Below are 24,313 nucleotides of genomic sequence, written 5' to 3'. Positions count from 1 at the left end.
ATCATCACTCTCCATCAAATTTTCTTTTTTTCTCCATAATTGGCGCAAAAGTGTTTTTTACACTTTCATTGTTTTACCGTTGCTCTGATTAATTGACGCTAAAGTCAGTAAAGTTAATCTCGTCAACACGGCACGTTACTTAAGAAAGCCGTAATAAATAACTGAAAGGAAGGATATAGAATATGCGTAAATTAACTGCACTGTTTGTTGCCTCTACCCTGGCTTTTGGCGCGGCTAACCTGGCCCATGCCGCCGATACCACTACCGCAGCACCGGCTGACGCGAAGCCGATGATGCACCATAAAGGTAAATTCGGTCCGCATCACGACATGATGTTTAAAGATCTGAACCTGACCGACGCGCAGAAACAGCAGATTCGCGAAATCATGAAAGGCCAGCGTGACCAGATGAAACGCCCGCCGCTGGAAGAACGCCGCGCAATGCATGACATTATTGCCAGCGATACCTTCGACAAAGCGAAAGCTGAAGCGCAGATCGCAAAAATGGAAGAACAGCGCAAAGCTAACATGCTGGCGCACCTGGAAACCCAGAACAAGATTTACAACATCCTGACGCCGGAGCAGAAAAAGCAATTTAATGCTAATTTTGAGAAGCGTCTGACAGAACGCCCTGCGGCAAAAGGTAAAATGCCTGCAACTGCTGAATAATCTTTCAGCCTGACAACTTAAGACCGCCGGTCTTGTCCACTACCTTGCAGCAATGCGGTGGACAGGATCGGCGGTTTTCTTTTCTGTTCTACAACTTTTGCAAAAAAAACCTAATCACCACTAAGGTAAATCACCCGAGTTGCCGATAACAATCCACGGTTGCCTGAACGATAACAATGAAAAGAGTATGCCGGGAGCGAGTATGGAATACTTTGATATGCGTAAAATGTCGGTGAACCTGTGGCGAAACGCTGCCGGTGAAACTCGGGAAATCTGTAGCTTTCCTCCGGCAAAACGTGATTTTTACTGGCGTGCCAGCATTGCTTCCATTGCGGCAAATGGTGAGTTTTCGTTGTTTCCGGGAATGGAAAGGAGCGTGACGCTGCTGGAAGGCGGTGAGATGCTCCTTGAAAGCACTAACCGTTTTAGCCATACCTTAAAGCCGCTACAGCCTTTTGCTTTCGCGGCGGATCAGGTGGTAAAAGCGAAACTGACTGAAGGTCAGATGTCAATGGATTTCAACATTATGACGCGCCTTGATGCCTGTAAAGCGAAAGTCAGAATTGCCGATCGCACGTTCACCACTTTTGGCTCACGCGGTGGGGTGGTGTTTGTGATTAGCGGAGCGTGGCAACTGGGCGACAAGCTGTTGACTACCGACCAGGGCGCGTGCTGGTACGATGGCAGGCACACCCTGCGGCTTTTGCAACCGCAAGGCAAACTGCTGTTCAGTGAAATTAACTGGCTGGCAGGCTATTCACCGGATCAAGTTCAGTGATTTCATAGTTGCCGGAAAGCAGCGGTTTACAGAGGATTTTATAACCGTCGTGATCAAACCCGGCGGGTGTACGGATTAACGTTGCAGCCTCTTCTAACGAATTAACCTCGCCCAGCCACAGCCAGTTATGAATAATATGATATTGGGTCATTTCCGGATGCTGTTCTTTCAGCGCCACCGCACCTCGCCACGGCCAACAAACAACCCGCAAACGCTCCAGAGACTGGCGCAAACGTAGCGCATGAGCGTCATGGCTCTCTTTACCGCAGCACGCCCCGGCGCAACGTTTTAGCGCCGAACGAAAACAAGCGCGCCCGCGACTTAACGGTTCCAGCCCGAGCAGGCCATAACAAAGTTTTTGTTCATCGGCGATGGTCTGTAACGCTTGTAAAGCCGCACGACGGTTGGCAAACAGGCCGAATAAGTTTGCTGCGGTAGAAAAATCCACGTCTTTGGCATACACCACATCGACACGCTTTTCATTCAGTTGCAGGGCACAGAGCTGGCGATTACGGCGCAAGCGTTTATTAAACAGTGGCTGTTGTTCTTTGATTAATCGCGCTTCGAGGAGTAGAGCGCCAATTTCGCCTGCGGTGCAGATCCAGCTAATTCGCCGGGATTGCCGCAGCATGGCGGCTTCATCCGGAGTGCGTAAATGAGAAAGCACCCGGCTGCGGATATTAACGCTTTTGCCGATATAGAGCGGCATGGTGTCACTTTCGCCATGAAACAGATACACCCCTGGTCGGGTGGGTAAGTCATTAAGGAATGAACGTAAATGTTCGGGATATTCGTAGATTGCCGCCGCTTCAAATTCTGGCCGCAGGGAAGTTAAACGCCGTACCACTGTTGACTCCAAATGCTGGTTATCTATCCAGTGTAACAGGCGGGAAACGATTAAAAAAGAGGCGGGTCGATGACAAAAGTAACACCGCCTGATGCGCTACGCTTATCAGGCCTACTCGACTACTGCAATGTACTGAATTTGCAAAGTTTTGTAGGCCGAATAAGGCGTTCACGCCGCATCTGGCATGAACAAAGCACTCTTTTTTGCACAAGCCATTATGTGCAAATGATTACTTTTTCCAGAAATCATCGAAAACCGTAATTGGCGGACGGCGTTTATGTTCGGTTTTCAGATACCAGTTTTCTATTGTTCTGGCGACCTGTTCGGGTACGGCTTTCCCTTCCAGATAGTCATCGATATTGTCATAGCTCACGCCGAGTGCCACTTCATCTGGCAGGGAAGGGCGGTCATCTTCCAGGTCGGCTGTTGGCGCCTTCTTATAGAGATGTTCCGGGCAACCTAATGCCGCCAGTAACTGTTTGCCCTGACGCTTGTTCAGACGGTATAGCGGGTTAATGTCAGTACCACCGTCACCGTATTTAGTGAAGAATCCGGTAATGGCTTCTGCCGCATGATCGGTGCCAACCACGACACCGTTGGTCATGCCTGCAATGCTGTATTGCGCTTTCATCCGCTCACGCGCTTTTTCATTGCCGCGAACGAAATCACTTAATTCAATACCCGCCTCGCGCAGCGCCTGTTCGCTGGCCAATACCGCGCCCTTGATATTCACGGTTAATACGCGATCCGGTTGAATAAAGGCAATAGCGTCCTGACAATCCTGTTCATCAGCCTGAACACCGTAGGGCAGGCGCACGGCAATGAATTGCAGTGCCTCGTTGCCCGTTTCCTGACGTAGCTCGTTAATTGCCATTTGACACAGTTTCCCGGCAAGAGTGGAGTCCTGACCGCCGCTGATCCCGAGCACCAATGATTTAATGAACGGGTAGGTTTGCAAATAGCTTTTCAGAAAATCGATGCTGCGGCGAATTTCCTCTTCAGCATTAATCTGCGGTTTTGCGCCCAGCGCCTTTATTATTTGTTGTTGCAATGTCATTGAACCCCTCCAGACAGAAAAATAAAACTTCCTTAAAGCTAACCCGTTGCTACAGAAACGACAAGCGACAGCAGGTTGAATGGCGGTTAAAACGTCATACAGGAATCCTCTGAAAGCAGAGCCGTTTCGTTCACAGGCTTGAAAAAGCGCCCAATGTATTCCAGGCTTATCTAACACGCTGATAAACAAGAGGACGGAATATGAACAAGAATATGGCAGGAATTCTGGGTGCAGCGGCGGTATTAACCATGCTGGCAGGTTGTACGGCGTATGATCGTACCAAAGACCAGTTTGTACAGCCTGTGGTGAAAGACGTCAAAAAAGGCATGAGCCGGGCGCAGGTTGCACAAATTGCGGGTAAACCTTCGTCTGAAGTGAGCATGATCCATGCTCGTGGTACTTGCCAGACCTATATCCTGGGTCAACGTGATGGTAAAGCAGAAACCTATTTTGTCGCGTTAGATGATACCGGACATGTCATCAACTCCGGCTATCAGACCTGTGCCGAATACGACACCGATCCACAAGCAGCGAAGTAATTTCTTCGCCTGAAAGCTTGAGTTACAACGGAAACCGGCCATTACGCCGGTTTTTTTTTGCCCCGTGTTCTTATTTATTGTCGCGAATTATTTAACCGAAATGTGAAGAAGGTCATAACAACAGGTCAAGGAGAGACAATTTGTATGGTCAAAGAAATACTATCGTTCAGGTCAATACCGTATACTCTTTTCAGCCACCAAAAAAAGTCATGTTGGTTTCGCAAGTTACCCAGAGCATGGAAGCAGGTGAAGGCTTGCGGAGTGTCTGGCTGACAGATAATCGTTGATGAGGGCAGTTTTATGGAAAAGAAACACATTTATCTGTTTTGTTCTGCGGGCATGTCTACCTCTTTACTGGTATCAAAAATGCGCGCACAGGCAGAAAAATATGAAGTTCCGGTCATTATTGAAGCATTTCCGGAAACACTGGCGGGTGAAAAAGGTCAGAATGCCGATGTCGTGTTATTAGGGCCGCAGATTGCTTATATGTTGCCCGAAATCCAGCGTTTGTTACCCAACAAACCCGTTGAAGTCATTGATTCACTATTATATGGCAAAGTCGATGGTTTAGGCGTGCTTAAGGCTGCAGTTGCAGCAATTAAAAAAGCCGCAGCAAATTAATTTTTCCGTCAAAGAGTTATTTCATAAATCTATACCGCAATACTTTAATTGCGGTTTTTAAGGGTATTTTTCTATGAGTAATGTTATTGCATCGCTTGAAAAGGTACTCCTCCCTTTTGCAGTCAAAATAGGAAAACAGCCACACGTTAATGCAATCAAAAACGGCTTTATTCGCTTAATGCCGTTAACCCTTGCGGGGGCCATGTTTGTATTAATCAATAACGTTTTTCTGAGCTTTGGGGAGGGGTCGTTTTTTTACTCCTTAGGTATTCGCCTCGATGCCTCAACCATTGAAACACTCAATGGCCTGAAAGGTATTGGTGGAAACGTATACAACGGAACATTAGGGATTATGTCTTTAATGGCGCCGTTTTTTATCGGTATGGCGCTGGCAGAAGAGCGTAAAGTCGATGCGCTCGCGGCAGGGTTGTTATCCGTTGCGGCATTTATGACCGTCACGCCTTATAGTGTCGGTGAAGCTTATGCGGTCGGCGCAAACTGGTTAGGTGGCGCGAATATCATTTCCGGGATTATTATCGGCCTGGTGGTGGCAGAAATGTTTACCTTTATTGTCCACCGCAACTGGGTGATTAAATTACCCGACAGTGTACCGACATCGGTCTCACGTTCTTTCTCAGCATTAATTCCCGGCTTTATTATTCTTTCTGTGATGGGAATTATTGCCTGGGCGCTGAATACCTGGGGCACTAACTTCCATCAGATTATTATGGATACCATCTCGACGCCGCTGGCATCGTTGGGTAGCGTGGTCGGCTGGGCGTATGTGATCTTTGTTCCGCTGCTGTGGTTCTTCGGTATTCACGGTGCTCTGGCGCTGACCGCGCTGGACAACGGCATTATGACGCCGTGGGCGCTGGAAAACATCGCCACCTATCAACAATATGGCTCCGTCGAAGCGGCGCTGGCAGCCGGTAAGACCTTCCATATCTGGGCCAAGCCGATGCTGGATTCCTTTATTTTCCTCGGGGGCAGCGGTGCGACCCTGGGGCTGATTCTGGCTATCTTTATCGCTTCTCGCCGTGCTGACTATCGTCAGGTGGCAAAACTGGCGCTGCCGTCGGGCATCTTCCAGATTAATGAACCGATTCTGTTTGGTCTGCCGATTATCATGAACCCGGTGATGTTTATCCCGTTTGTTCTGGTGCAACCTATTCTGGCGGCAATTACTCTGGCGGCGTACTACATGGGCATCATCCCACCGGTGACTAACATTGCACCGTGGACCATGCCAACCGGTCTGGGAGCCTTCTTTAATACTAACGGTAGCGTCGCCGCATTGCTGGTCGCACTCTTCAACCTTGGCATCGCAACGCTGATATATCTGCCATTTGTCGTGGTGGCAAACAAAGCGCAGAACGTGATTGATAAAGAAGAGAGCGAAGAAGATATTGCTAACGCCCTGAAATTTTAATCGACGCTGGCACGGGCAACTCGTGCCAGTAAGAATAGAGAGGAACGATGTATGATGGATCTCGATAATATTCCTGATACGCAAACGGAAGCTGAGGAACTGGAAGAAGTGGTGATGGGGCTTATCATCAACTCCGGACAAGCGCGCAGCCTGGCGTATGCGGCGCTGAAGCAGGCGAAGCAGGGCGATTTTGCAGCGGCAAAAGCCATGATGGATCAGTCGCGAATGGCCTTGAATGAAGCGCATCTGGTACAGACGAAACTGATTGAAGGCGACGCGGGTGAAGGCAAGATGAAAGTGAGTCTGGTGCTGGTTCACGCCCAGGATCATTTAATGACTTCCATGCTTGCACGTGAACTGATTACCGAATTAATTGAGCTTCATGAAAAACTGAAGGCATAAGGAGTCGATGATGCAGCCAGTGATTAATGCGCCGGAAATTGCCACTGCCCGTGAACAGCAGTTGTTTAATGGCAAAAATTTCCATGTGTTTATCTACAATAAAACTGAAAGTATTACTGGATTGCATCAGCATGACTATTATGAATTTACCCTGGTTTTAACTGGTCGTTATTTCCAGGAGATTAACGGTAAGCGCGTGTTGCTGGAACGGGGCGATTTTGTTTTTATTCCGTTAGGATCACACCATCAAAGTTTTTATGAGTTTGGTGCCACGCGCATATTGAACGTTGGGATCAGTAAACGTTTTTTTGAACAGCATTATTTGCCGTTGTTGCCTTATTGCTTTGTTGCTTCACAGGTTTACCGAACAAATAATACTTTTCTTACCTATGTGGAAACGGTGATTTCTTCATTGAATTTCAGCGAAACCGGTCTGGAAGAATTTGTTGAGATAGTCACTTTTTATGTCATTAACCGTTTACGTCATTACCGCGAAGAACAGGTGATTGATGATGTGCCACAGTGGTTAAAAAGTACGGTTGAAAAGATGCATGATAAAGCGCAGTTCAGTGAGAATGCGCTGGAAAATATGGTGATGTTATCGGCTAAATCGCAGGAGTATTTGACGCGTGCGACTCAGCGATATTATGGCAAAACGCCGATGCAGATTATTAATGAAATCCGCATTAACTTTGCCAAAAAACAACTGGAAATGACCAACTATTCTGTGACTGATATTGCATTTGAAGCGGGTTATAGTAGCCCAAGCCTGTTTATTAAAACGTTTAAGAAACTAACATCTTTTACACCAAATAGTTATCGTAAGAAATTGACTGAATTTAATCAGTAGCTATTGTCACTGAACATTAAATTTACATGCGTGCCTTATTTATCCTGGGGAGACCGGGATATTCCTGACGTAGAGGCAGGTATGAATAATATTAGTATTTCCTGATGAAGGGAGAAATTATGAGCCAGAAATTAAAAGTCGTCACTATTGGTGGCGGGAGTAGTTATACCCCGGAACTGCTGGAAGGATTTATTAAGCGTTATCACGAATTGCCGGTGACTGAATTATGGCTGGTGGATGTCGAAGGTGGTAAAGCAAAACTGGATATTATCTTTGATCTCTGCCAACGGATGATTGATAACGCTGGTGTACCGATTAAACTTTATAAAACGCTTGATCGTCGTGAGGCGCTGAAAGGGGCAGATTTTGTCACTACCCAACTGCGCGTAGGTCAATTACCAGCACGCGAACTGGATGAACGTATTCCGTTAAGTCATGGTTATCTTGGCCAGGAAACTAATGGTGCGGGTGGCCTGTTTAAAGGTCTGCGCACCATTCCGGTGATTTTTGACATCGTAAAAGATGTCGAAGAACTTTGTCCGAATGCGTGGGTGATCAACTTCACTAACCCGGCGGGAATGGTCACTGAAGCCGTTTATCGTCATACCGGATTTAAACGCTTTATCGGCGTGTGTAATATTCCGATTGGCATGAAAATGTTTATCGGCGATGTTTTAGCCTTGAATGAGAACGATGATTTATCTATCGATCTGTTCGGCCTGAACCACATGGTGTTTATTAAGGATGTGTTGGTAAATGGCAAATCACGTTTCGCCGAATTGCTTGATGGTGTGGCATCCGGGCAGTTAAAAGCATCTGGCGTTAAAAATATTTTCGATCTGCCGTTTAGCGAAGGTTTAATTCGGGCACTGAACCTGTTGCCGTGTTCCTATTTGCTTTATTACTTCAAGCAAAAAGAGATGCTGGCGATTGAAATGGGTGAATACTACAAAGGCGGCGCGCGTGCGCAGGTGGTACAGAAAGTCGAGAAGCAACTCTTTGAGCTGTATAAAAACCCGGATCTGAAAGTGAAACCGAAAGAGCTGGAGCAGCGCGGTGGGGCTTATTACTCTGATGCAGCGTGCGAAGTCATCAACGCTATCTACAACGACAAGCAAACGGAACATTACGTTAATATCCCGCATCATGGGCATATTGATAATATTCCGGCAGACTGGGCGGTAGAAATGACCTGCACGCTGGGGCGCGATGGCGCGACGCCACATCCGCGCATTACGCATTTCGATGACAAAGTGATGGGGCTGATTCACACCATCAAAGGCTTCGAGATTGCGGCCAGCAACGCAGCACTTAGCGGGGAATTTAACGATGTGTTACTGGCGCTAAACCTTAGCCCGTTGGTGCACTCCGATCGTGATGCTGAGCTGCTGGCACGCGAGATGATTCTGGCGCACGAGAAATGGCTGCCAAACTTTGCCGACTGCATAGCAGAACTTAAAAAAGCACATTAATCGGGGCTGATTATGGAACGCTTACTGATTGTTAATGCCGATGATTTTGGCTTAAGCAAAGGTCAGAACTACGGCATTATCGAGGCCTGTCGCAATGGGATTGTCACGTCGACGACGGCGCTGGTGAATGGTGAAGCTATCGACCATGCGGTGCAGTTGAGTCGCGATGAACCGAGTCTGGCAGTTGGAATGCACTTTGTTCTCACCCTGGGCAAGCCGCTGACTGCAATGCCGGGTTTAACCCGCGAAGGTGTGTTGGGGAAGTGGATCTGGCAACTGGCGGAAGAAGATGCTTTACCGCTGGAGGAAATTGCTCAGGAACTTACCAGTCAGTATCTGCGTTTCATTGAGCTATTTGGGCGCAAACCAACGCACCTTGATAGCCATCATCATGTGCATATGTTCCCGCAGATTTTCCCGATTGTGGCGAAGTTTGCGGCTGAAGAGGGGATTGCGTTGCGCATCGACCGTCAGCCGCTATCTTATGATGGTGATTTACCGGCTAATCTGCGCAGCTCGCAGGGATTCAGTAGCGCGTTCTATGGTGAAGAGATTAGCGAGTCACTGTTTCTGCAAGTGCTGGATGATTCCAGTCATCGTGGTGAACGTTCGCTGGAAGTGATGTGCCATCCGGCGTTTGTCGATAATACAATTCGCCAGAGTGCTTATTGCTTTCCACGGTTAACGGAGCTGGAAGTGTTGACATCCGCATCGCTGAAGTATGCCATTGCCGAGCGAGGTTATCGGTTGGGTAGTTATCTTGATGTGTAAGATGGTTTGTAAAGTCACTCCCCTGGGGGAGTGACTTTATTCATATTTACGCCGGAATTTTATCAATCTTAGGAATTCGTGACCATACACGGTGCGCTGCCATTAGCGTTAACAGTTCATCCATAAAACTACCGTCGGCGCTGTCGGCTTCCACAATCCCTTCTTCACCCTGGTCATCAACCTTGATTGTCGCCTTAAACTTGCGCGCATCGCCCGCCAGCGCAATCGGTTTAAGGTGCTTATAGGCTTCCATCAGATAGTAGTTTGCATCGCCGTTGTCTGCGATATCGGCGATATTGCCGCAAGGGACAATGACCGCATCAACCGTCAGCGATGGCGCCCCGGCAAAGGTTGCTGCTATCGGCAACACCGTACCGTCATCGGTAGTGACTTCGCCCATCCGTGAGTAAAGCAGTTTGGCATGAACGCCTTTGGCTTTCAGCGCCTTCAGAATTGCCAGAAGGTCTGCGGATTTCACTTCATCATTAAGCAAAATAGCTACCACACGGCCTTTCACATCACCGTCAGGAATGGCATACAAGCTTAACGCAGGATCTTTTTTCAGCCCGCTTACGTCCGGTGGCGGCGTAATATTCAGCTGGTCGTCAGTCAGTTCGATACCGAGATTTTTTGCTACCGCCTGCGCCAGGTTAAGATCGATATGCGCTAACTGGTCAACGACGCGTTCACGAATATAAGGTCGTACAACTTTGCTTAACTCAAAACTGAAACCATCGACTATATGGCGCTGCTCGAACGGCGTTTGACTTAGCCAGAACAGGCGCGGATGGGAATAATATTCGCCAAACGATGGACTGCGCTCGCGAACTTTATTGCCTTCCACGCGCTCCTGATATGATTCAAAACCGCCGCGTTTTGGCCCCGGCGGCGTTTCGCGCGGCCAGTTATCGTTGATCGAGTTCGGTTCGTAATTCGCCGGGTTAGTGTCGATTCCCATCCGATGCATACCGTCACGCTGGAAATTGTGGTACGGGCAGGTAGGGCGATTAATCGGAATTTCATGAAAATTCGGCCCGCCAAGACGGCTGATTTGTGTATCGGTATAAGAGAACAAACGTCCCTGCAACAGCGGATCGTTGGTGAAATCCAGACCAGGGACAATATGACCAGGATGGAAAGCTGCCTGTTCGTTTTCGGCAAAGAAGTTATCCGGGTTACGGTTAAGCACCATTTTGCCGACGCGCTGAACGGGTACTAACTCTTCCGGGATGAGTTTCGTTGGGTCAAGCAGGTCGAAGTCGAATTTGAATTCATCTTCTTCGGGGATCAACTGGAAGCCCAGTTCGTATTCCGGGAAATCGCCTGCTTCAATGGCTTCCCACAGTTCGCGGCGGTGGAAGTCTGGATCACGTCCGGTGAGTTTCTGCGCTTCATCCCACACCAGTGAGGCTTTACCTGCCAGTGGTTTCCAGTGGAAACGCACAAAGGTCGCTTTACCTTCGGCGTTAATCAGGCGGAAGGTGTGAATGCCGAAGCCTTCCATGGTGCGGTAACTGCGTGGTATTCCGCGATCTGACATCGCCCACATCACGTTGTGGAGCGTTTCTGGTTGCAGGGATACATAATCCCAGAAGGTGTCGTGGGCGCTTTGCCCTTGCGGAATTGCCCAGTGCGGTTCCGGTTTTACCGCATGAACAAAATCTGGGAATTTATGCGCATCCTGAATAAAGAAGATTGGTGTGTTATTACCAACAAGGTCAAAAATACCCTCTTCGGTATAGAACTTGGTGGCAAAACCACGGATATCACGCACCGTATCTGCCGAACCTGCGCCACCCTGAACGGTAGAAAAACGCACGAACACCGGGGTGATTTTGTTCGGATCTGACAGGAAGTCGGCTTTGGTGATATCGCTTAAGTTTTTATACGGCTGGAAATAACCGTGAGCGGCTGACCCACGCGCGTGAACGATACGTTCCGGAATACGTTCATGGTCGAAGTGGGTGATTTTCTCGCGCAGAATAAAATCTTCCAGCAGCGTTGGACCACGGCTACCGGCACGCAGTGAGTTTTGATCGTCGGCGATGCGCACGCCCTGATTAGTGGTCAGCGCATAATTTTCACTGCCTTTGCGTACGTCTTCCAGAGATTTTAGTTTTTCGTTACGCGTATCAGGGGCTTTCAGACTCCCTGGGGCGGTAGGTTGTGCGCCTGGCGGTGTTGGTTCAGCCGCTGGACGATAAGATCCGTCTTCAGGTGCCAGTGAGTCCATTCCCGGTTTCGCTTCGCTGGAGTCGTGTAGTGGTGACTGGTGCTGATGTGGGTTCTTTTCGTTATGTTGCGACATTGAACTCGTCTCCTTAATTCATTACTGAAAGGGCCGCTGTTTTGGTCAAAAAACCCTCTAACTATAGACCATCAGGGTGATCCCGCTCTGGAAGTGGTGCCAGAGAAGGTATTCGGGAATATACGCAAAGCAGGACGGACGGGGGGTAAATCAGCTAAACTACAATTTTTCTGATTTTTAATATGCGTTTAGTGAAGCCAGTAATGAAGAAACCGCTACGTCAGCAAAACCGCCCGATTATTAGCTATGTTCCTCGCACGGAACCTGCGCCGCCAGAACATGCGATTAAGATGGATTCGTTTCGCGATGTCTGGATGCTGCGTGGCAAATATGTTGCGTTTGTTCTGACGGGGGAGTCATTCCTGCGCTCACCAGCATTTAGCGTGCCGGAGTCCGCCCAGCGTTGGGCTAACCAAGTGCGCCAGGAAAATGAGATCGAAGAATAAAAAAACGCCTGTCGAATGACAGGCGTTTTGCGTTATGAACCAGGATTAACGGTGTGCCAGTTCGGCGTCGTCTTCGCTGTCCAGAATGGACTTATCGGTTTGCTTCAGCCACTGGCTGGTCAGCGTACCTGCGGTCATTGAGCCGCTCACGTTCAATGCAGTTCGACCCATATCGATAAGCGGTTCAACGGAGATTAACAGAGCCACTAGCGTTACCGGCAGGCCCATCGCCGGCAGAACAATTAACGCGGCGAATGTTGCACCGCCACCAACACCTGCAACACCTGCTGAACTCACTGTGACGATACCGACGAGTGTTGCAATCCACATCGGGTCCAGCGGGTTAATGCCCACCGTTGGCGCAACCATCACCGCCAGCATTGCCGGATACAAACCGGCACAGCCGTTCTGACCAATGGTCGCCCCAAAAGAGGCGGCGAAACTGGCGATAGATTCAGGAACACCCAGACGACGCGTTTGTGCTTCAACGTTCAGTGGAATAGACGCTGCACTGGAGCGACTGGTGAAAGCAAACGTCAGCACCGGCCACACTTTACGGAAGTATTTCAGCGGACTCACGCCATTAATACCCAGCAGAATGCCATGCACTGCAAACATAATGATAAGACCCAGGTAGGACGCGACAACGAAGCTACCCAGCTTAATGATGTCTTGCAGGTTGGAACCGGCAACCACTTTGGTCATCAGCGCAAGCACGCCGTAAGGGGTTAGTTGCATGACCAGGCGAACCAGTTTCATCACCCAGCTTTGCAGTGTGTCGATAGCTGTTAAAACGCGTTCACCTTTCGGCGCATCATCTTTCAGCAGTTTCAGCGCCGCGACGCCGAGGAATGCGGCAAAAATTACCACGCTGATAATTGATGTCGGATTCGCACCGGTCAGATCGGCAAACGGGTTTTTCGGGATAAAAGACAGAATGAGTTGCGGAACACTTAAATCCGCGACTTTACCGACATAGTTGCTTTCGATAGCGTTCAGACGGGCAGTCTCAGCGCCACCCTGAACCAGACCTTCAGCAGTCAGACCAAACAGGTTAGTCACCAGCACACCGACCAGCGCCGCAATCAGCGTGGTAAACAGCAGCGTACCGATGGTCAGAAAACTGATTTTTCCTAACTGAGATGCGTTATGCAGGCGAGCAACCGCGCTCAGAATAGAGGCGAATACTAACGGCATAACGATCATTTGCAGTAGCTGAACATAGCCGTTACCGACAATGTTAAACCACTGTACAGAATCTTTAAGTACCTGGCTGTCAGAACCATAAATGGTATGCAGAGCAAGGCCAAAGACCACGCCCATCACCAGACCCACCAGTACTTTTTTTGCCAGACTCCACTGTTTGTGGCGGGCCTGAGCCAGCACAAACAATAGAACAACGAACACCACGATGTTCGCAATTAATGGAAAGTTCATCCCCGTTCTCCTGATCTTATTATTTCTATCACTGTGTAACAGTCATAGTGTTGGCGCAAGATTAACAGAACTGTGAGCTGGCTCTTATATTCAAATGGAATTGCTTATTCCAGAAAGGTGATTTTTGCTTTTTTAGTATTCAACCTGGTGCTTAATAAGGCGATGAAACTGGATCTGCAAGGTATTGATCATTTGCGATGACCAACGAACCGCGCTGTTTTCAGGCAGAGAATGGGGCATCCACACCGACCAGACAAATAATGCCATGCAGAGAAAACGTTCCAGCTGATTGCCCTTTTGTGGCACCAGAATTGGCAGGCGAAAGCGCCAGCGACACGGCCAGAGCAGGGGAACACCAGCCGGTGTCAGCATATCGGCAAGAATATGACTCAAATAACCCAGCACCATACCTTGCAGTGCATCAGCCGGAATAAACCAGCTTTCCGGAACTTTGAGGTAAAAGGTTGCCAGCAGGGCAAATACAGCCAGCAAACTGTGGGTAAATCCACGGTGTCCAAATGCGCGGGCAATGGGTTTTGATATCCACTTTAATCGCTGCCCAAGAAACGATTTTGGGTGGTCGATGTCCGGTAACAGACACGTTAAGATCGCGGAAGGGACAATATGCCACCAGTCACCCTGTGCCAGCACGGGTGTCAGCTCGGCATTTTTGGCAAATACCGCACAAGCAATAGAAAAGAGAAGGTGACCTTCCGCCGTCATGATAAAACTCACTAAACTGTCGATACGTACAGTATAGGATTTTTATACAGTGCGCGGAAGTGGTGACGGTGTAACTCTTTATCACAAAATGATGATAAATCCGCCAGTTGAATAAAAATTCAGATAAAAAGCCAGGGGCAGTTATGACACTGCCCGATTTTATTAGCCGAGGAGGTCGGTCGCGGTCAATTCGGTGAGAGATGAAAGTTTTACGTTCGCCAACACAAAACGTGGATCATTTTGCGCTTCGGGCGCGGGGACGACGATAGAACGCATACGTGCCGCTTTAGAGGCGATCATGCCATTTACAGAGTCTTCCAGCGCCACGCAGGCGAGAGGATCAACCCCCAGTTTTGCTGCACAGTCGAGATACACTTGTGGATGCGGCTTGCTGTAAGGCAGCTTTTCGGCGGAGGCGAGGGCATCGAAACTGTCACGTAAGTTAAACATGGTCAGCACTTTTTCCAGCATATGCAAAGGTGACGCGGAGGCCAGACCTACCAATAATCCTTGTTCTTTGCATAGCGCAACGGCCTCACGCACACCAGGCAGTAATGGTCGCGTCTCTTCAACCAGTGAAATGGCACGGGCAATAACCCGTTCAACTACCTCCTGACGACTCGGCCCATTCCACGGTTGCCGGGCATACCACAGATCAACCACCATATCGATGCGTAAACCTAAGGTGTCCGGTAGCTCGTTACGACGGGAGATATCTACCCCCAGGCTTGCCATCACATCCAGTTCGGCTCGATCCCATAAAGGTTCTGAGTCGATAAGTAATCCATCCATATCGAAAATTGCAGCAAGAATCTGACGCGGGGTTGACATTACAACCTCTCCTTTAGAGCATTATGTGTAAGGTATTAAGCAGTGCTTATGATTAAGCGCCTATCATATCGCCTTTAAAGAATGGGCGAAAACAGATATCTACAGGTAAACTAATTGAAACGACGCGTCTTAATCAAGGAGAACTCATGACGTATCAACAAGCTGGACGCATTGCTGTTTTGAAAAGGATTTTGGGTTGGGTGATTTTTATACCGACACTTGTTTCCACGTTAATTTCCTTGCTGAAGTTTATGAATGTTCGGCAAGAATCCCAGGAAGGTATCAATGCTGTAATGCTCGATTTTGCGCATGTCATGATCGATATGATGCAGGCGAATACGCCTTTTCTGAATCTGTTCTGGTACAACTCACCGACGCCCAATTTTAATGGTGGTGTGAACGTTATGTTTTGGGTGATTTTCATCCTGATATTTGTGGGTCTTGCGTTGCAAGACTCTGGTGCCCGTATGAGCCGCCAGGCGCGCTTTTTGCGCGAAGGTGTTGAGGATCAACTCATTCTGGAGAAGGCTAAAGGGGAAGAGGGGTTAACGCGTGAGCAGATTGAGTCACGCATTGTGGTGCCACACCATACTATTTTCTTACAGATTTTCTCACTCTATATCCTGCCGGTAATTTGTATTGCTGCGGGGTATGTGTTCTTTTCTTTGCTTGGATTTATTTAAGTAAAAGGCCGCATGGAGCGGCCATTATCATCAATCCACATCACGCAGCTAACAATCTATCCAGTGACTGCTGGGCAATAACCAAATGCTGGCCGCCAAACAACCTTGCACGGTTAAGTAACGTGTAGAGTTGGTAAATCGGCTGACGTTCGAGGAAATCTGCCGGTAGCGGTGAAACGGACTGATAGCCGTCATAGATTTGTGGCGGCTGTTCGGTATGCAGCGGTAACATCGCCAGATCGCACTCTCTGTCGCCCCAGTAACAGGCAGGGTCGAATATATACGGCCCCTCCGGGCCCAGAGCGCAGTTGCCGGACCATAAATCACCGTGTAACAGTGAAGGCTGTGGCTGATGTGAACTCAGACGCTGCTGAATATGCTCGACGATGGCGTCGATATTGCCGAAGGCGATCCCTTTTTCTGCCGCCAGTTCCAGTTGCCAGCCAATACGTTGTTCAGCAAAGAACGTTGACCAGCGACGTTGCCAGGTGTTGGGTTGTGGAGTAGTGGAAAGTGCGTTGTCAAAATCGAGGCCAAATTGCGGCTGGTCACTCCATTGATGCAGGTGCGCAATTTGCTGTCCTAAAATAAATGCGTTATGTGCATCCAACGGGCGAGGCGGGAGATAGTCCATCACCAAAAAACTGTAGTCGCGGTCAGCGCCAACAGCCCAGACTTTAGGCACGGTGACGGTTTTACTGCGCGACAGTAATTCCAGTTGGTCGGCTTCGGCGGTAAAACCGGAAAGCAGTTCCCTTTCATCACATTTGACGAAAAAGTCACGTCCTGCATAGCGTAAATGCCATGCGGCATGGACTTCTCCGCCAGGCAGTTCATTACGCAGTTCGATTTCGCCTTCACCTAACTGCTCGCTCAAAAGACGACTGATTGCCTGCCACATGATGTCTCTCCCATGTTGTCTGCCAGATCATAAGGTTAGCGCAGGAATGCGGTGCAAAAACACGAGCTAACGCACACCACAGACTGATTATTGCCCAAAAACCATTTATTTTCTGTTGCTATGCCAGTCCTCCCAGGTGGTGATTATGATCTCTGGGTCTTTGCCTGTGGCGCTTTGGGTGAGTGCGGCAACCAGCTCTCTTATTTCATCTTCACTTTGAGTACTGATAAGCCCAAAGGTGTTCGTTCCCAGCTCATGGATATTTCCGTCATCATCCGTCATGGTCAGTAAAAAACCGTCGCGTGTCAGAAAGTTATTTAACTCATTAATTTCAGTTAATGTGTCTTCATGCAACATGACAGTAATGACATAACGGACAAGATCGCCACCAGCCATAATTCACCTCTTTGTTATCACGTGATTTTTTAGCATAGTCGGAGAAACGCGTTGTCGACAGGTTTATGGTGATTCCCCCAATATTGGGGGAATATCTCTATGAATGGGAAAGGTAAGCGTAAATTTTTTGCGTATCATCATGGGAGCACAGGCGGGTTCCCTGATTGAGCGTGGCGGCGCTGCCCGCAGCGACCCCAAAACGGACCATCTCTGCAAGAGAGGCATTTTCCGCCAGTTTCAGCGTCATCGCGCCGACCATGCTGTCGCCTGCACCGACGGTACTCTGGCTTTTCACCGGTGGTGGCACGACCTGAATACAGTTTTCGCTGTCCACTCCCAGCGCGCCCTGCGGACCAAGGGAAACGACAACCCGCCTGGCCTTACCGCTATTAACGATTTCCTGCGCGGCTTTGCGCACATCATCAGGTTGGGTGAGTTCGCGGTTAACCAGTGCACTGAGCTCTTTCTGGTTAGGCTTAACCAGTTCAATATTGCCAATGGCCAGGGCTGCACTTAAAGCCTCGCCAGAACTGTCGACGATGCAGCGAATCCCTTGTCTTTGCGCAGCGGAAATAAGCTGAGTTAATTTTTCCAGCTTCACACCTGGGGGCAGGCTTCCGCTGATGACCAGGATGGCTCCAGATTCAATTTCCAGAACTTGCTCTTCAAGTTGACGAAATTCATCGTCACTTAATGTCGCGCCAGGCATGACAAATCGGTACTGCTCACCTGTAGACTCCACATGTACGTGCAGATTCTGGCGGGTCCAGTCTTTTGCTTCGACGGTCGCAACCGGGACATTTTCATCAGCCAGCAGTGAAACCAGATGTTCGCCAGTCGCTCCGCCAGCCGGGAAGATTGCCGTGGCGCTCCCACCAAGGTGAGCAATGGCGCGGGCGACGTTAATACCGCCGCCACCAGGCTCGAACACCGGGGCGGTACAACGCAGTTTTCCTTCGGGATAAATTTGCGGGGTAATTGTTGCGCTATCGAGAGAGGGCGCAAGTGTCAACGTATAGATACGTACCATCATTTCCTCCTATAGGCTGATTTCAGTCTGGCACTGAATCAGTGGAAAGTGAAGAAATTAACAATATGATTTATTGGATATTTATATGAAAATAATAAGATGAAGATATATAAATAAATATTTGTTTTCGTAATGTGCTTATTCAAAAAATGAAATAAGAAGTCGTTGCTAAGTTTTTCACTCCTTTTTATAATTTGTCACCTTTCCAGGGACGCTACTCTTTGATCCTTAAGAAAGTTTCCGGGACCGCGATGGTCTCTTTTTTTGTTGTACGGACTTTTAATAAATGAAGCTTTTGAAGACAGTTCCTGCCATCGTTATGCTGGCGGGGGGTATGTTTGCGTCTCTGAATGCAGCTGCCGATGATTCCGTTTTTACTGTCATGGACGATCCTGCCAGCGCCAAAAAACCTTTTGAAGGTAATCTGAATGCAGGCTACCTTGCACAATCAGGTAACACGAAAAGTTCTTCACTAACGGCTGATACCACTATGACCTGGTATGGGCATTCTACTGCCTGGTCGCTGTGGGGGAATGCCAGTAATACTTCTTCTAACGATGAGCGTTCTTCGGAAAAATATGCGGCGGGCGGGCGTAGCCGTTTTAATTTAACTGACTATGACTATTTATTTGGTCAGGCAAGCTGGCTGACAGACCGCTATAACGGTTATCGCGAACGCGATGTGCTGACTGCGGGTTATGGTCGCCAGTTTTTGAATGGTCCGGTACACAGCTTCCGCTTTGAATTCGGTCCTGGCGTGCGTTACGACAAATATACCGACAATGCCAGTAAAACCCAGCCGCTGGGTTATGCTTCCGGGGCTTACGCGTGGCAGTTGACCGACAACGCGAAAATTACCCAGGGCGTTTCCGTCTTTGGCGCGGAAGATACGACGCTGAACTCGGAAAGCGCGTTAAATGTGGCTATTAATGAACATTTCGGTCTAAAGGTGGCGTACAACGTTACATGGAACTCTGAACCGCCTGAATCGGCTCCAGAACATACTGATCGCCGAACAACGTTATCGCTGGGATATAAAATGTAATTACTGCCGGGCCGCGACGAGCGGTCTGGCTTTTTCGTTAGCTAATCGCATTTTACCATTCAACCCCAAATCATTGCCGCCCAACGCAGTAACAGCATTGCGCCACAAATAGCCAGCAACACCACCACCATCTTCCAGTGTTTTTTGTCAAAACGTTTTGTCGGCATGTGTTTTCCTGCGTATTTCGAGTGGTCAATATCCGAGTGTAACAAAATGGGCAGGCGTTGCCTGTATTGATTTATATCATTTCGATCATGATGATTGCCGCTTTGCCCGATAACAAATACCGTGTAAACTGCCAGACGGTATTATCAGAAAGTGGGTGTAGGTCTGGCATCGCTAATCAGCATGTTATGACATATTTCGCAGAGTGAAGCGGGAATCAGCCCAAACCTTTTTGGTAAATTTCATATGAATCTTTGTATGTGATCTTGCGTATGGGTCACCACTGCAAATAAGGATATAACATGCCTGTTATTACTCTTCCTGATGGCAGCCAACGCCATTACGACCACGCTGTAAGTCCCATGGATGTTGCGCTGGACATTGGTCCAGGTCTGGCGAAAGCCTGTATCGCAGGGCGTGTAAATGGCGAGCTGGTTGATGCTTGCGATCTGATTGAAGACGACGCACAACTGTCGATCATTACCGCAAAAGACGAAGAAGGTCTGGAGATCATTCGTCACTCCTGCGCGCACCTGTTAGGGCACGCGATTAAACAACTTTGGCCGCATACCAAAATGGCAATCGGCCCGGTTATTGACAACGGTTTCTATTACGACGTTGATCTTGACCGCACGTTAACCCAGGAAGATGTCGAAGCACTCGAGAAGCGGATGCATGAGCTTGCTGAGAAAAACTACGACGTCATTAAGAAGAAAGTCAGCTGGCACGAAGCGCGTGAAACGTTTGTTAAACGCGGCGAGAGCTATAAAGTCTCCATCCTGGACGAAAATATTGCCCATGATGACCAGCCTGGCCTCTATTTCCATGAAGAATATGTCGATATGTGCCGTGGTCCGCACGTACCGAATATGCGTTTCTGCCATCATTTCAAACTGATGAAAACGGCAGGCGCTTACTGGCGCGGCGACAGCAACAACAAAATGTTGCAGCGTATTTACGGTACTGCGTGGGCAGACAAAAAAGCCCTCAACGCTTACCTGCAGCGCCTGGAAGAAGCCGCTAAACGCGATCACCGTAAAATCGGCAAACAGCTTGACCTGTATCATATGCAGGAAGAAGCGCCGGGTATGGTATTCTGGCACAACGACGGCTGGACAATCTTCCGTGAACTGGAAGTATTCGTTCGTTCTAAACTGAAAGAGTACCAGTATCAGGAAGTAAAAGGTCCGTTCATGATGGACCGCGTCCTGTGGGAAAAAACCGGTCACTGGGACAACTACAAAGATGCAATGTTCACCACCTCTTCAGAGAACCGTGAATACTGCATTAAGCCGATGAACTGCCCGGGTCACGTACAAATTTTCAACCAAGGGCTGAAGTCGTATCGCGATCTGCCGCTGCGTATGGCCGAGTTCGGTAGCTGCCACCGTAACGAGCCGTCAGGTTCTCTGCATGGCCTGATGCGTGTACGTGGTTTTACCCAGGATGACGCGCATATCTTCTGTACTGAAGAACAAATTCGCGATGAAGTTAACGGATGTATCCGTTTAGTCTATGATATGTACAGCACTTTTGGCTTCGAAAAAATCGTGGTCAAACTTTCCACTCGTCCTGAAAAACGTATTGGCAGCGACGAAATGTGGGATCGTGCTGAGGCGGATCTGGCGGTTGCGCTGGAAGAAAACAACATCCCGTTTGAATATCAACTGGGTGAAGGCGCTTTCTACGGTCCGAAAATTGAATTTACCCTGTATGACTGCCTCGATCGTGCATGGCAGTGCGGTACAGTACAGCTGGACTTCTCCTTGCCGTCTCGTCTGAGCGCCTCTTATGTAGGCGAAGACAACGAGCGTAAGGTTCCGGTAATGATTCACCGCGCAATTCTGGGGTCAATGGAACGTTTCATTGGTATCCTGACCGAAGAGTTCGCTGGTTTCTTCCCGACCTGGCTTGCGCCAGTGCAGGTTGTTATCATGAATATTACCGATTCTCAGTCTGAATACGTTAACGAATTGACGCAAAAACTATCAAATGCGGGCATTCGTGTTAAAGCAGACTTGAGAAATGAGAAGATTGGCTTTAAAATCCGCGAGCACACTTTGCGTCGCGTCCCATATATGCTGGTCTGTGGTGATAAAGAGGTGGAATCAGGCAAAGTTGCCGTTCGCACCCGCCGTGGTAAAGACCTGGGAAGCATGGACGTAAATGAAGTGATCGAGAAGCTGCAACAAGAGATTCGCAGCCGCAGTCTTAAACAATTGGAGGAATAAGGTATTAAAGGCGGAAAACGAGTTCAAACGGCGCGCCCTAACCGTATCAATGGCGAAATTCGCGCCCAGGAAGTTCGCTTAACAGGTCTGGAAGGCGAGCAGCTTGGTATTGTGAGTCTGAGAGAAGCTCTGGAGAAAGCAGAAGAAGCCGGAGTAGACTTAGTCGAGATCAGCCCTAACGCCGAGCCGCCGGTTTGTCGTATCATGGATTACGGCAAATTCCTCTATGAAAAGAGCAAGTCTTCTAAGGAACAGAAGAAAAAGCAAAAAGTTATCCAGGTTAAGGAAATCAAATTCCGTCCTGGTACAGATGAAGGCGACTATCAGGTAAAACTCCGCAGCCTGATTCGCTTTCTGGAAGAGGGTGACAAAGCCAAAATCACACTGCGTTTCCGTGGTCGTGAGATGGCGCACCAGCAAATCGGTATGGAAGTGCTTAATCGCGTGAAAGACGATTTGCAAGAACTGGCAGTGGTCGAATCCTTCCCAACGAAGATCGAAGGCCGCCAGATGATCATGGTGCTCGCTCCTAAGAAGAAACAGTAAGGCCATCAAGTAATCATTCCTGTGGGCTTCGGCTCACAGGGTGATTCGCCTTTGTTTCTGTTTATCAACAATGCGAAGTGGAAGTTATTAAAATGCCAAAAATTAAGACCGTACGCGGTGCTGCTAAGCGCTTCAAAAAAACCGGTAAAGGTGGTTTTAAGCACAAGCACGCTAACCTGCGTCACATTCTGACCAAAAAAGCGACCAAACGTAAACGTCACCTGCGTCCGAAAGCCATGGTTTCCAAAGGCGATCTGGGTCTGGTAATCGCGTGCCTGCCGTACGCATAAGCCGTTAACGTTTTTAACTTTTTAATTAGAATATAGATACAGGAGAGCACATATGGCTCGCGTAAAACGTGGTGTTATTGCACGCGCACGTCACAAGAAAATTTTGAAACAAGCTAAAGGTTACTACGGTGCGCGTTCTCGCGTATACCGCGTTGCCTTCCAGGCTGTTATCAAAGCTGGTCAGTATGCTTACCGTGACCGTCGTCAACGTAAGCGTCAGTTCCGTCAACTGTGGATTGCGCGTATCAACGCAGCAGCACGTCAGAACGGTATTTCTTACAGCAAATTCATCAATGGCCTGAAAAAAGCCTCTGTTGAAATCGACCGTAAGATCCTGGCTGATATCGCAGTATTCGACAAAGTAGCGTTCACCGCTCTGGTTGAAAAAGCGAAAGCAGCTCTGGCATAAGCCAGTTGGAAGAGGGAGCTAGTCTCCCTCTTTTCGTTTCAACACTATCAGAACATTGACTTTTATCGCCGTAGCCTTTTCAATAAAGGTCTTTTGAAGAGTACCAAAAGGTAACGCAAGCAATGAATGCTGCTATTTTCCGCTTCTTTTTTTACTTTAGCACCTGACTCCAGGAGGCTAGCGCGTGAGAAGAGAAACGGAAAACAGCGCCTGAAAGCCTCCCAGTGGAGGCTTTTTTTGTATGCGCGTTTTGAGAAATAAAAAGCCTGTCTCATCAGGCGTAATTGTCGCAGCCAGTTTGGACACGGCCAGCGCGGAGAAACCGGAGCGTACTTAAGTACGTGAGGATTTCGAGCACTGCCCAGGACAAAATGGCAAGTAAAATAGTCTGATGGGATAGGCTCTAAGTCCAACGAACCAGTGTCACCACTGACACAATGAGGAAAACCATGTCACATCTCGCAGAACTGGTTGCCAGTGCGAAGGCGGCCATTAGCCAGGCGTCAGATGTTGCCGCGTTAGACAATGTGCGCGTCGAATATTTGGGTAAAAAAGGGCACTTAACCCTTCAGATGACGACCCTGCGTGAACTGCCGCCAGAAGAACGCCCGGCAGCCGGTGCGGTTATCAACGAAGCGAAAGAGCAGGTGCAGCAGGCGTTGAATGCGCGTAAAGCTGAACTGGAAAGCGCGGCGCTGAATGCGCGTCTGGCGGCAGAAACTATTGATGTCTCCCTGCCTGGTCGCCGTATTGAAAATGGCGGTCTGCATCCGGTGACCCGTACCATCGACCGTATCGAAAGTTTCTTCGGTGAGCTTGGCTTTACCGTGGCGACCGGGCCGGAAATCGAAGATGATTATCATAACTTCGATGCTCTGAACATTCCTGGTCACCACCCAGCGCGCGCTGACCACGACACTTTCTGGTTTGATGCAACCCGCCTGCTACGTACTCAGACGTCTGGCGTACAGATCCGTACCATGAAAGCTCAGCAGCCGCCGATTCGTATCATCGCGCCTGGACGTGTTTATCGTAACGACTACGACCAGACCCACACGCCGATGTTCCATCAGATGGAAGGTCTGATTGTTGATACCAACATCAGCTTTACCAACCTGAAAGGCACGTTGCACGACTTCCTGCGTAACTTCTTTGAAGAAGATTTGCAAATTCGTTTCCGTCCTTCCTATTTCCCGTTCACCGAACCGTCTGCAGAAGTCGACGTCATGGGTAAAAACGGCAAATGGCTGGAAGTGCTGGGTTGTGGGATGGTGCATCCGAACGTGCTGCGTAACGTTGGTATCGACCCGGAAGTTTACTCTGGTTTCGCCTTCGGGATGGGAATGGAGCGTCTGACCATGTTGCGTTATGGCGTCACCGACCTGCGTTCATTCTTCGAAAACGATCTGCGTTTCCTCAAACAGTTTAAATAAGG

28 protein-coding genes and 1 other annotated feature are annotated in these 24,313 nt (G+C 48.8%); of the genes, 18 read left to right on the top strand and 10 right to left on the bottom strand.

All coding sequences use genetic code 11. The features are described from left to right. Window positions 1-182 precede the first annotated feature (182 nt). Both spy and ves read left to right on the top strand, forming a co-directional pair. The gene (gene spy / locus C3D30_RS10640; RefSeq protein WP_001228965.1) at window positions 183-668 is read left to right on the top strand and encodes an ATP-independent periplasmic protein-refolding chaperone Spy; all 486 of its coding nucleotides are present in this window, start codon (window positions 183-185) and stop codon (window positions 666-668) included. A 202-nt stretch (window positions 669-870) separates the two neighbouring features. Continuing rightward, complete coding sequence (gene ves / locus C3D30_RS10635) at window positions 871-1,446, top strand: environmental stress-induced protein Ves (RefSeq protein ID WP_010345878.1); 576 nt, start codon at window positions 871-873, stop codon at window positions 1,444-1,446. On the opposite strand, the gene cho is transcribed toward ves, so the two are convergent. Both cho and nadE read right to left on the bottom strand, forming a co-directional pair. After that, on the bottom strand, window positions 1,406-2,293 hold the full coding sequence (gene cho, locus C3D30_RS10630; RefSeq protein ID WP_105286863.1) for an excinuclease Cho: 888 nt from the start codon (window positions 2,291-2,293) through the stop codon (window positions 1,406-1,408). The two genes, ves and cho, sit on opposite strands and share 41 nt — an antisense overlap. 229 nt (window positions 2,294-2,522) lie before the next feature. Then, window positions 2,523-3,350 carry an NAD(+) synthase gene (gene nadE / locus C3D30_RS10625; protein ID WP_000175014.1) on the bottom strand — a complete coding sequence of 276 codons (828 nt, stop codon included), beginning with the start codon at window positions 3,348-3,350 and terminating at the stop codon, window positions 2,523-2,525. 200 nt (window positions 3,351-3,550) lie between these two features. Here nadE and osmE point away from each other — a divergent pair, with 200 nt between their 5' ends. The 7 genes from osmE (at window position 3,551) to chbG (ending at window position 9,437) form a co-directional block, all read left to right on the top strand. Continuing rightward, complete coding sequence (gene osmE / locus C3D30_RS10620; RefSeq protein WP_001039038.1) at window positions 3,551-3,889, top strand: osmotically-inducible lipoprotein OsmE; 339 nt, start codon at window positions 3,551-3,553, stop codon at window positions 3,887-3,889. Window positions 3,890-4,189: 300 nt separating this feature from the next. Beyond that, the gene (gene chbB, locus C3D30_RS10605; protein ID WP_000412169.1) at window positions 4,190-4,510 is read left to right on the top strand and encodes a PTS N,N'-diacetylchitobiose transporter subunit IIB; all 321 of its coding nucleotides are present in this window, start codon (window positions 4,190-4,192) and stop codon (window positions 4,508-4,510) included. A gap of 73 nt (window positions 4,511-4,583) precedes the next feature. Beyond that, window positions 4,584-5,942 carry a PTS N,N'-diacetylchitobiose transporter subunit IIC gene (gene chbC / locus C3D30_RS10600; protein WP_000073031.1) on the top strand — a complete coding sequence of 453 codons (1,359 nt, stop codon included), beginning with the start codon at window positions 4,584-4,586 and terminating at the stop codon, window positions 5,940-5,942. 51 nt (window positions 5,943-5,993) lie between these two features. Further along, window positions 5,994-6,344, top strand: coding sequence for a PTS N,N'-diacetylchitobiose transporter subunit IIA (gene chbA / locus C3D30_RS10595; RefSeq protein ID WP_000968919.1), 351 nt, complete (start codon window positions 5,994-5,996; stop codon window positions 6,342-6,344). Window positions 6,345-6,351: 7 nt separating this feature from the next. Further along, window positions 6,352-7,194, top strand: coding sequence for a transcriptional regulator ChbR (gene chbR / locus C3D30_RS10590; RefSeq protein ID WP_000983663.1), 843 nt, complete (start codon window positions 6,352-6,354; stop codon window positions 7,192-7,194). A gap of 119 nt (window positions 7,195-7,313) precedes the next feature. Beyond that, a complete protein-coding gene (gene celF / locus C3D30_RS10585; RefSeq protein WP_105286862.1) occupies window positions 7,314-8,666 on the top strand; it encodes a 6-phospho-beta-glucosidase in 1,353 nt (450 codons plus the stop codon). Window positions 8,667-8,678: 12 nt separating this feature from the next. After that, on the top strand, window positions 8,679-9,437 hold the full coding sequence (gene chbG, locus C3D30_RS10580) for a chitin disaccharide deacetylase (protein ID WP_105286861.1): 759 nt from the start codon (window positions 8,679-8,681) through the stop codon (window positions 9,435-9,437). 46 nt (window positions 9,438-9,483) lie between these two features. On the opposite strand, the gene katE is transcribed toward chbG, so the two are convergent. Then, window positions 9,484-11,745, bottom strand: coding sequence for a catalase HPII (gene katE, locus C3D30_RS10575; protein ID WP_105286860.1), 2,262 nt, complete (start codon window positions 11,743-11,745; stop codon window positions 9,484-9,486). Window positions 11,746-11,927: 182 nt separating this feature from the next. Between katE and cedA the strand changes: the two genes are divergently transcribed. Then, on the top strand, window positions 11,928-12,191 hold the full coding sequence (cedA, locus tag C3D30_RS10570) for a cell division activator CedA (protein WP_001241546.1): 264 nt from the start codon (window positions 11,928-11,930) through the stop codon (window positions 12,189-12,191). A 45-nt stretch (window positions 12,192-12,236) separates the two neighbouring features. On the opposite strand, the gene tcyP is transcribed toward cedA, so the two are convergent. The 3 genes from tcyP to hxpB all read right to left on the bottom strand — a co-directional run bounded on the left by tcyP (window position 12,237) and on the right by hxpB (window position 15,182). Beyond that, window positions 12,237-13,628 (bottom strand): cystine/sulfocysteine:cation symporter, encoded by a 1,392-nt coding sequence (tcyP, locus tag C3D30_RS10565; protein WP_001010734.1) that lies wholly within the window; start codon window positions 13,626-13,628, stop codon window positions 12,237-12,239. Between the two features lie 132 nt (window positions 13,629-13,760). Continuing rightward, window positions 13,761-14,351 carry a metal-dependent hydrolase gene (locus C3D30_RS10560; protein WP_105286859.1) on the bottom strand — a complete coding sequence of 197 codons (591 nt, stop codon included), beginning with the start codon at window positions 14,349-14,351 and terminating at the stop codon, window positions 13,761-13,763. 162 nt (window positions 14,352-14,513) lie between these two features. Beyond that, complete coding sequence (hxpB, locus tag C3D30_RS10555; protein ID WP_000106839.1) at window positions 14,514-15,182, bottom strand: hexitol phosphatase HxpB; 669 nt, start codon at window positions 15,180-15,182, stop codon at window positions 14,514-14,516. A 146-nt stretch (window positions 15,183-15,328) separates the two neighbouring features. Between hxpB and C3D30_RS10550 the strand changes: the two genes are divergently transcribed. After that, window positions 15,329-15,865: a YniB family protein gene (locus tag C3D30_RS10550; RefSeq protein WP_000222184.1), complete on the top strand. Its 537-nt coding sequence runs from the start codon at window positions 15,329-15,331 to the stop codon at window positions 15,863-15,865. Window positions 15,866-15,905: 40 nt separating this feature from the next. Here the strand turns inward: C3D30_RS10550 and C3D30_RS10545 are convergent, their stop codons facing one another. The 3 genes from C3D30_RS10545 to pfkB all read right to left on the bottom strand — a co-directional run bounded on the left by C3D30_RS10545 (window position 15,906) and on the right by pfkB (window position 18,192). Next, the gene (locus C3D30_RS10545) at window positions 15,906-16,766 is read right to left on the bottom strand and encodes a fructosamine kinase family protein (protein WP_000267675.1); all 861 of its coding nucleotides are present in this window, start codon (window positions 16,764-16,766) and stop codon (window positions 15,906-15,908) included. Between the two features lie 105 nt (window positions 16,767-16,871). After that, entirely contained in the window at window positions 16,872-17,162 is a 291-nt protein-coding gene (gene ghoS, locus C3D30_RS10540; protein WP_000896962.1) for a type V toxin-antitoxin system endoribonuclease antitoxin GhoS, read from the bottom strand. Window positions 17,163-17,259: 97 nt separating this feature from the next. After that, entirely contained in the window at window positions 17,260-18,192 is a 933-nt protein-coding gene (gene pfkB, locus C3D30_RS10535; RefSeq protein WP_000251743.1) for a 6-phosphofructokinase II, read from the bottom strand. A gap of 286 nt (window positions 18,193-18,478) precedes the next feature. On the opposite strand from pfkB, the gene C3D30_RS10530 reads away from it, so the two are divergent. Beyond that, complete coding sequence (locus tag C3D30_RS10530) at window positions 18,479-19,237, top strand: DUF481 domain-containing protein (RefSeq protein ID WP_000771389.1); 759 nt, start codon at window positions 18,479-18,481, stop codon at window positions 19,235-19,237. Window positions 19,238-19,296: 59 nt separating this feature from the next. Here the strand turns inward: C3D30_RS10530 and yniD are convergent, their stop codons facing one another. Then, the gene (gene yniD, locus C3D30_RS10525) at window positions 19,297-19,404 is read right to left on the bottom strand and encodes a small membrane protein YniD (protein ID WP_001142445.1); all 108 of its coding nucleotides are present in this window, start codon (window positions 19,402-19,404) and stop codon (window positions 19,297-19,299) included. Between the two features lie 300 nt (window positions 19,405-19,704). On the opposite strand from yniD, the gene thrS reads away from it, so the two are divergent. From thrS to pheS, 6 genes are all read left to right on the top strand, one after another. Next, complete coding sequence (thrS, locus tag C3D30_RS10520; RefSeq protein ID WP_001144184.1) at window positions 19,705-21,633, top strand: threonine--tRNA ligase; 1,929 nt, start codon at window positions 19,705-19,707, stop codon at window positions 21,631-21,633. Window positions 21,634-21,636: 3 nt separating this feature from the next. Next, window positions 21,637-22,179 carry a translation initiation factor IF-3 gene (gene infC / locus C3D30_RS10515; RefSeq protein WP_001700733.1) on the top strand — a complete coding sequence of 181 codons (543 nt, stop codon included), beginning with the start codon at window positions 21,637-21,639 and terminating at the stop codon, window positions 22,177-22,179. 92 nt (window positions 22,180-22,271) lie between these two features. After that, on the top strand, window positions 22,272-22,469 hold the full coding sequence (rpmI, locus tag C3D30_RS10510; protein ID WP_001124225.1) for a 50S ribosomal protein L35: 198 nt from the start codon (window positions 22,272-22,274) through the stop codon (window positions 22,467-22,469). A 52-nt stretch (window positions 22,470-22,521) separates the two neighbouring features. Continuing rightward, window positions 22,522-22,878 carry a 50S ribosomal protein L20 gene (gene rplT, locus C3D30_RS10505; RefSeq protein ID WP_000124850.1) on the top strand — a complete coding sequence of 119 codons (357 nt, stop codon included), beginning with the start codon at window positions 22,522-22,524 and terminating at the stop codon, window positions 22,876-22,878. Between the two features lie 116 nt (window positions 22,879-22,994). Next, window positions 22,995-23,119, top strand: a sequence feature (Phe leader region). Continuing rightward, window positions 23,001-23,045, top strand: a complete 45-nt coding sequence (pheM, locus tag C3D30_RS10500; RefSeq protein WP_001386830.1) for a pheST operon leader peptide PheM — start codon at window positions 23,001-23,003, stop codon at window positions 23,043-23,045. Its footprint overlaps the feature before it by 45 nt. Before the next feature lie 208 nt (window positions 23,120-23,327). Continuing rightward, complete coding sequence (gene pheS / locus C3D30_RS10495; protein WP_000018588.1) at window positions 23,328-24,311, top strand: phenylalanine--tRNA ligase subunit alpha; 984 nt, start codon at window positions 23,328-23,330, stop codon at window positions 24,309-24,311. The last annotated feature ends 2 nt before the right edge of the window (window positions 24,312-24,313 follow it).

Origin of the sequence: Escherichia sp. MOD1-EC5433 (genome assembly GCF_002966005.1) — a bacterium.
GTDB classification, from domain to species: domain Bacteria; phylum Pseudomonadota; class Gammaproteobacteria; order Enterobacterales; family Enterobacteriaceae; genus Escherichia; species Escherichia ruysiae.
This window is presented reverse-complemented; position numbering and strand designations above follow the sequence as displayed.

What these genes read in the sequence shown, in the direction of transcription:
- spy (WP_001228965.1), top strand. Translation starts at nt 183, where the DNA reads ATGCGTAAATTAACTGCACTGTTTGTTGCCTCTACCCTGGCTTTTGGC.
- ves (WP_010345878.1), top strand. Translation starts at nt 871, where the DNA reads ATGGAATACTTTGATATGCGTAAAATGTCGGTGAACCTGTGGCGAAAC.
- nadE (WP_000175014.1), bottom strand. Translation starts at nt 3,350, where the DNA reads ATGACATTGCAACAACAAATAATAAAGGCGCTGGGCGCAAAACCGCAG.
- osmE (WP_001039038.1), top strand. Translation starts at nt 3,551, where the DNA reads ATGAACAAGAATATGGCAGGAATTCTGGGTGCAGCGGCGGTATTAACC.
- chbB (WP_000412169.1), top strand. Translation starts at nt 4,190, where the DNA reads ATGGAAAAGAAACACATTTATCTGTTTTGTTCTGCGGGCATGTCTACC.
- chbC (WP_000073031.1), top strand. Translation starts at nt 4,584, where the DNA reads ATGAGTAATGTTATTGCATCGCTTGAAAAGGTACTCCTCCCTTTTGCA.
- chbA (WP_000968919.1), top strand. Translation starts at nt 5,994, where the DNA reads ATGATGGATCTCGATAATATTCCTGATACGCAAACGGAAGCTGAGGAA.
- chbR (WP_000983663.1), top strand. Translation starts at nt 6,352, where the DNA reads ATGATGCAGCCAGTGATTAATGCGCCGGAAATTGCCACTGCCCGTGAA.
- celF (WP_105286862.1), top strand. Translation starts at nt 7,314, where the DNA reads ATGAGCCAGAAATTAAAAGTCGTCACTATTGGTGGCGGGAGTAGTTAT.
- chbG (WP_105286861.1), top strand. Translation starts at nt 8,679, where the DNA reads ATGGAACGCTTACTGATTGTTAATGCCGATGATTTTGGCTTAAGCAAA.
- katE (WP_105286860.1), bottom strand. Translation starts at nt 11,745, where the DNA reads ATGTCGCAACATAACGAAAAGAACCCACATCAGCACCAGTCACCACTA.
- cedA (WP_001241546.1), top strand. Translation starts at nt 11,928, where the DNA reads ATGCGTTTAGTGAAGCCAGTAATGAAGAAACCGCTACGTCAGCAAAAC.
- tcyP (WP_001010734.1), bottom strand. Translation starts at nt 13,628, where the DNA reads ATGAACTTTCCATTAATTGCGAACATCGTGGTGTTCGTTGTTCTATTG.
- C3D30_RS10560 (WP_105286859.1), bottom strand. Translation starts at nt 14,351, where the DNA reads ATGACGGCGGAAGGTCACCTTCTCTTTTCTATTGCTTGTGCGGTATTT.
- hxpB (WP_000106839.1), bottom strand. Translation starts at nt 15,182, where the DNA reads ATGTCAACCCCGCGTCAGATTCTTGCTGCAATTTTCGATATGGATGGA.
- C3D30_RS10550 (WP_000222184.1), top strand. Translation starts at nt 15,329, where the DNA reads ATGACGTATCAACAAGCTGGACGCATTGCTGTTTTGAAAAGGATTTTG.
- C3D30_RS10545 (WP_000267675.1), bottom strand. Translation starts at nt 16,766, where the DNA reads ATGTGGCAGGCAATCAGTCGTCTTTTGAGCGAGCAGTTAGGTGAAGGC.
- ghoS (WP_000896962.1), bottom strand. Translation starts at nt 17,162, where the DNA reads ATGGCTGGTGGCGATCTTGTCCGTTATGTCATTACTGTCATGTTGCAT.
- pfkB (WP_000251743.1), bottom strand. Translation starts at nt 18,192, where the DNA reads ATGGTACGTATCTATACGTTGACACTTGCGCCCTCTCTCGATAGCGCA.
- C3D30_RS10530 (WP_000771389.1), top strand. Translation starts at nt 18,479, where the DNA reads ATGAAGCTTTTGAAGACAGTTCCTGCCATCGTTATGCTGGCGGGGGGT.
- yniD (WP_001142445.1), bottom strand. Translation starts at nt 19,404, where the DNA reads ATGCCGACAAAACGTTTTGACAAAAAACACTGGAAGATGGTGGTGGTG.
- thrS (WP_001144184.1), top strand. Translation starts at nt 19,705, where the DNA reads ATGCCTGTTATTACTCTTCCTGATGGCAGCCAACGCCATTACGACCAC.
- rpmI (WP_001124225.1), top strand. Translation starts at nt 22,272, where the DNA reads ATGCCAAAAATTAAGACCGTACGCGGTGCTGCTAAGCGCTTCAAAAAA.
- rplT (WP_000124850.1), top strand. Translation starts at nt 22,522, where the DNA reads ATGGCTCGCGTAAAACGTGGTGTTATTGCACGCGCACGTCACAAGAAA.
- pheS (WP_000018588.1), top strand. Translation starts at nt 23,328, where the DNA reads ATGTCACATCTCGCAGAACTGGTTGCCAGTGCGAAGGCGGCCATTAGC.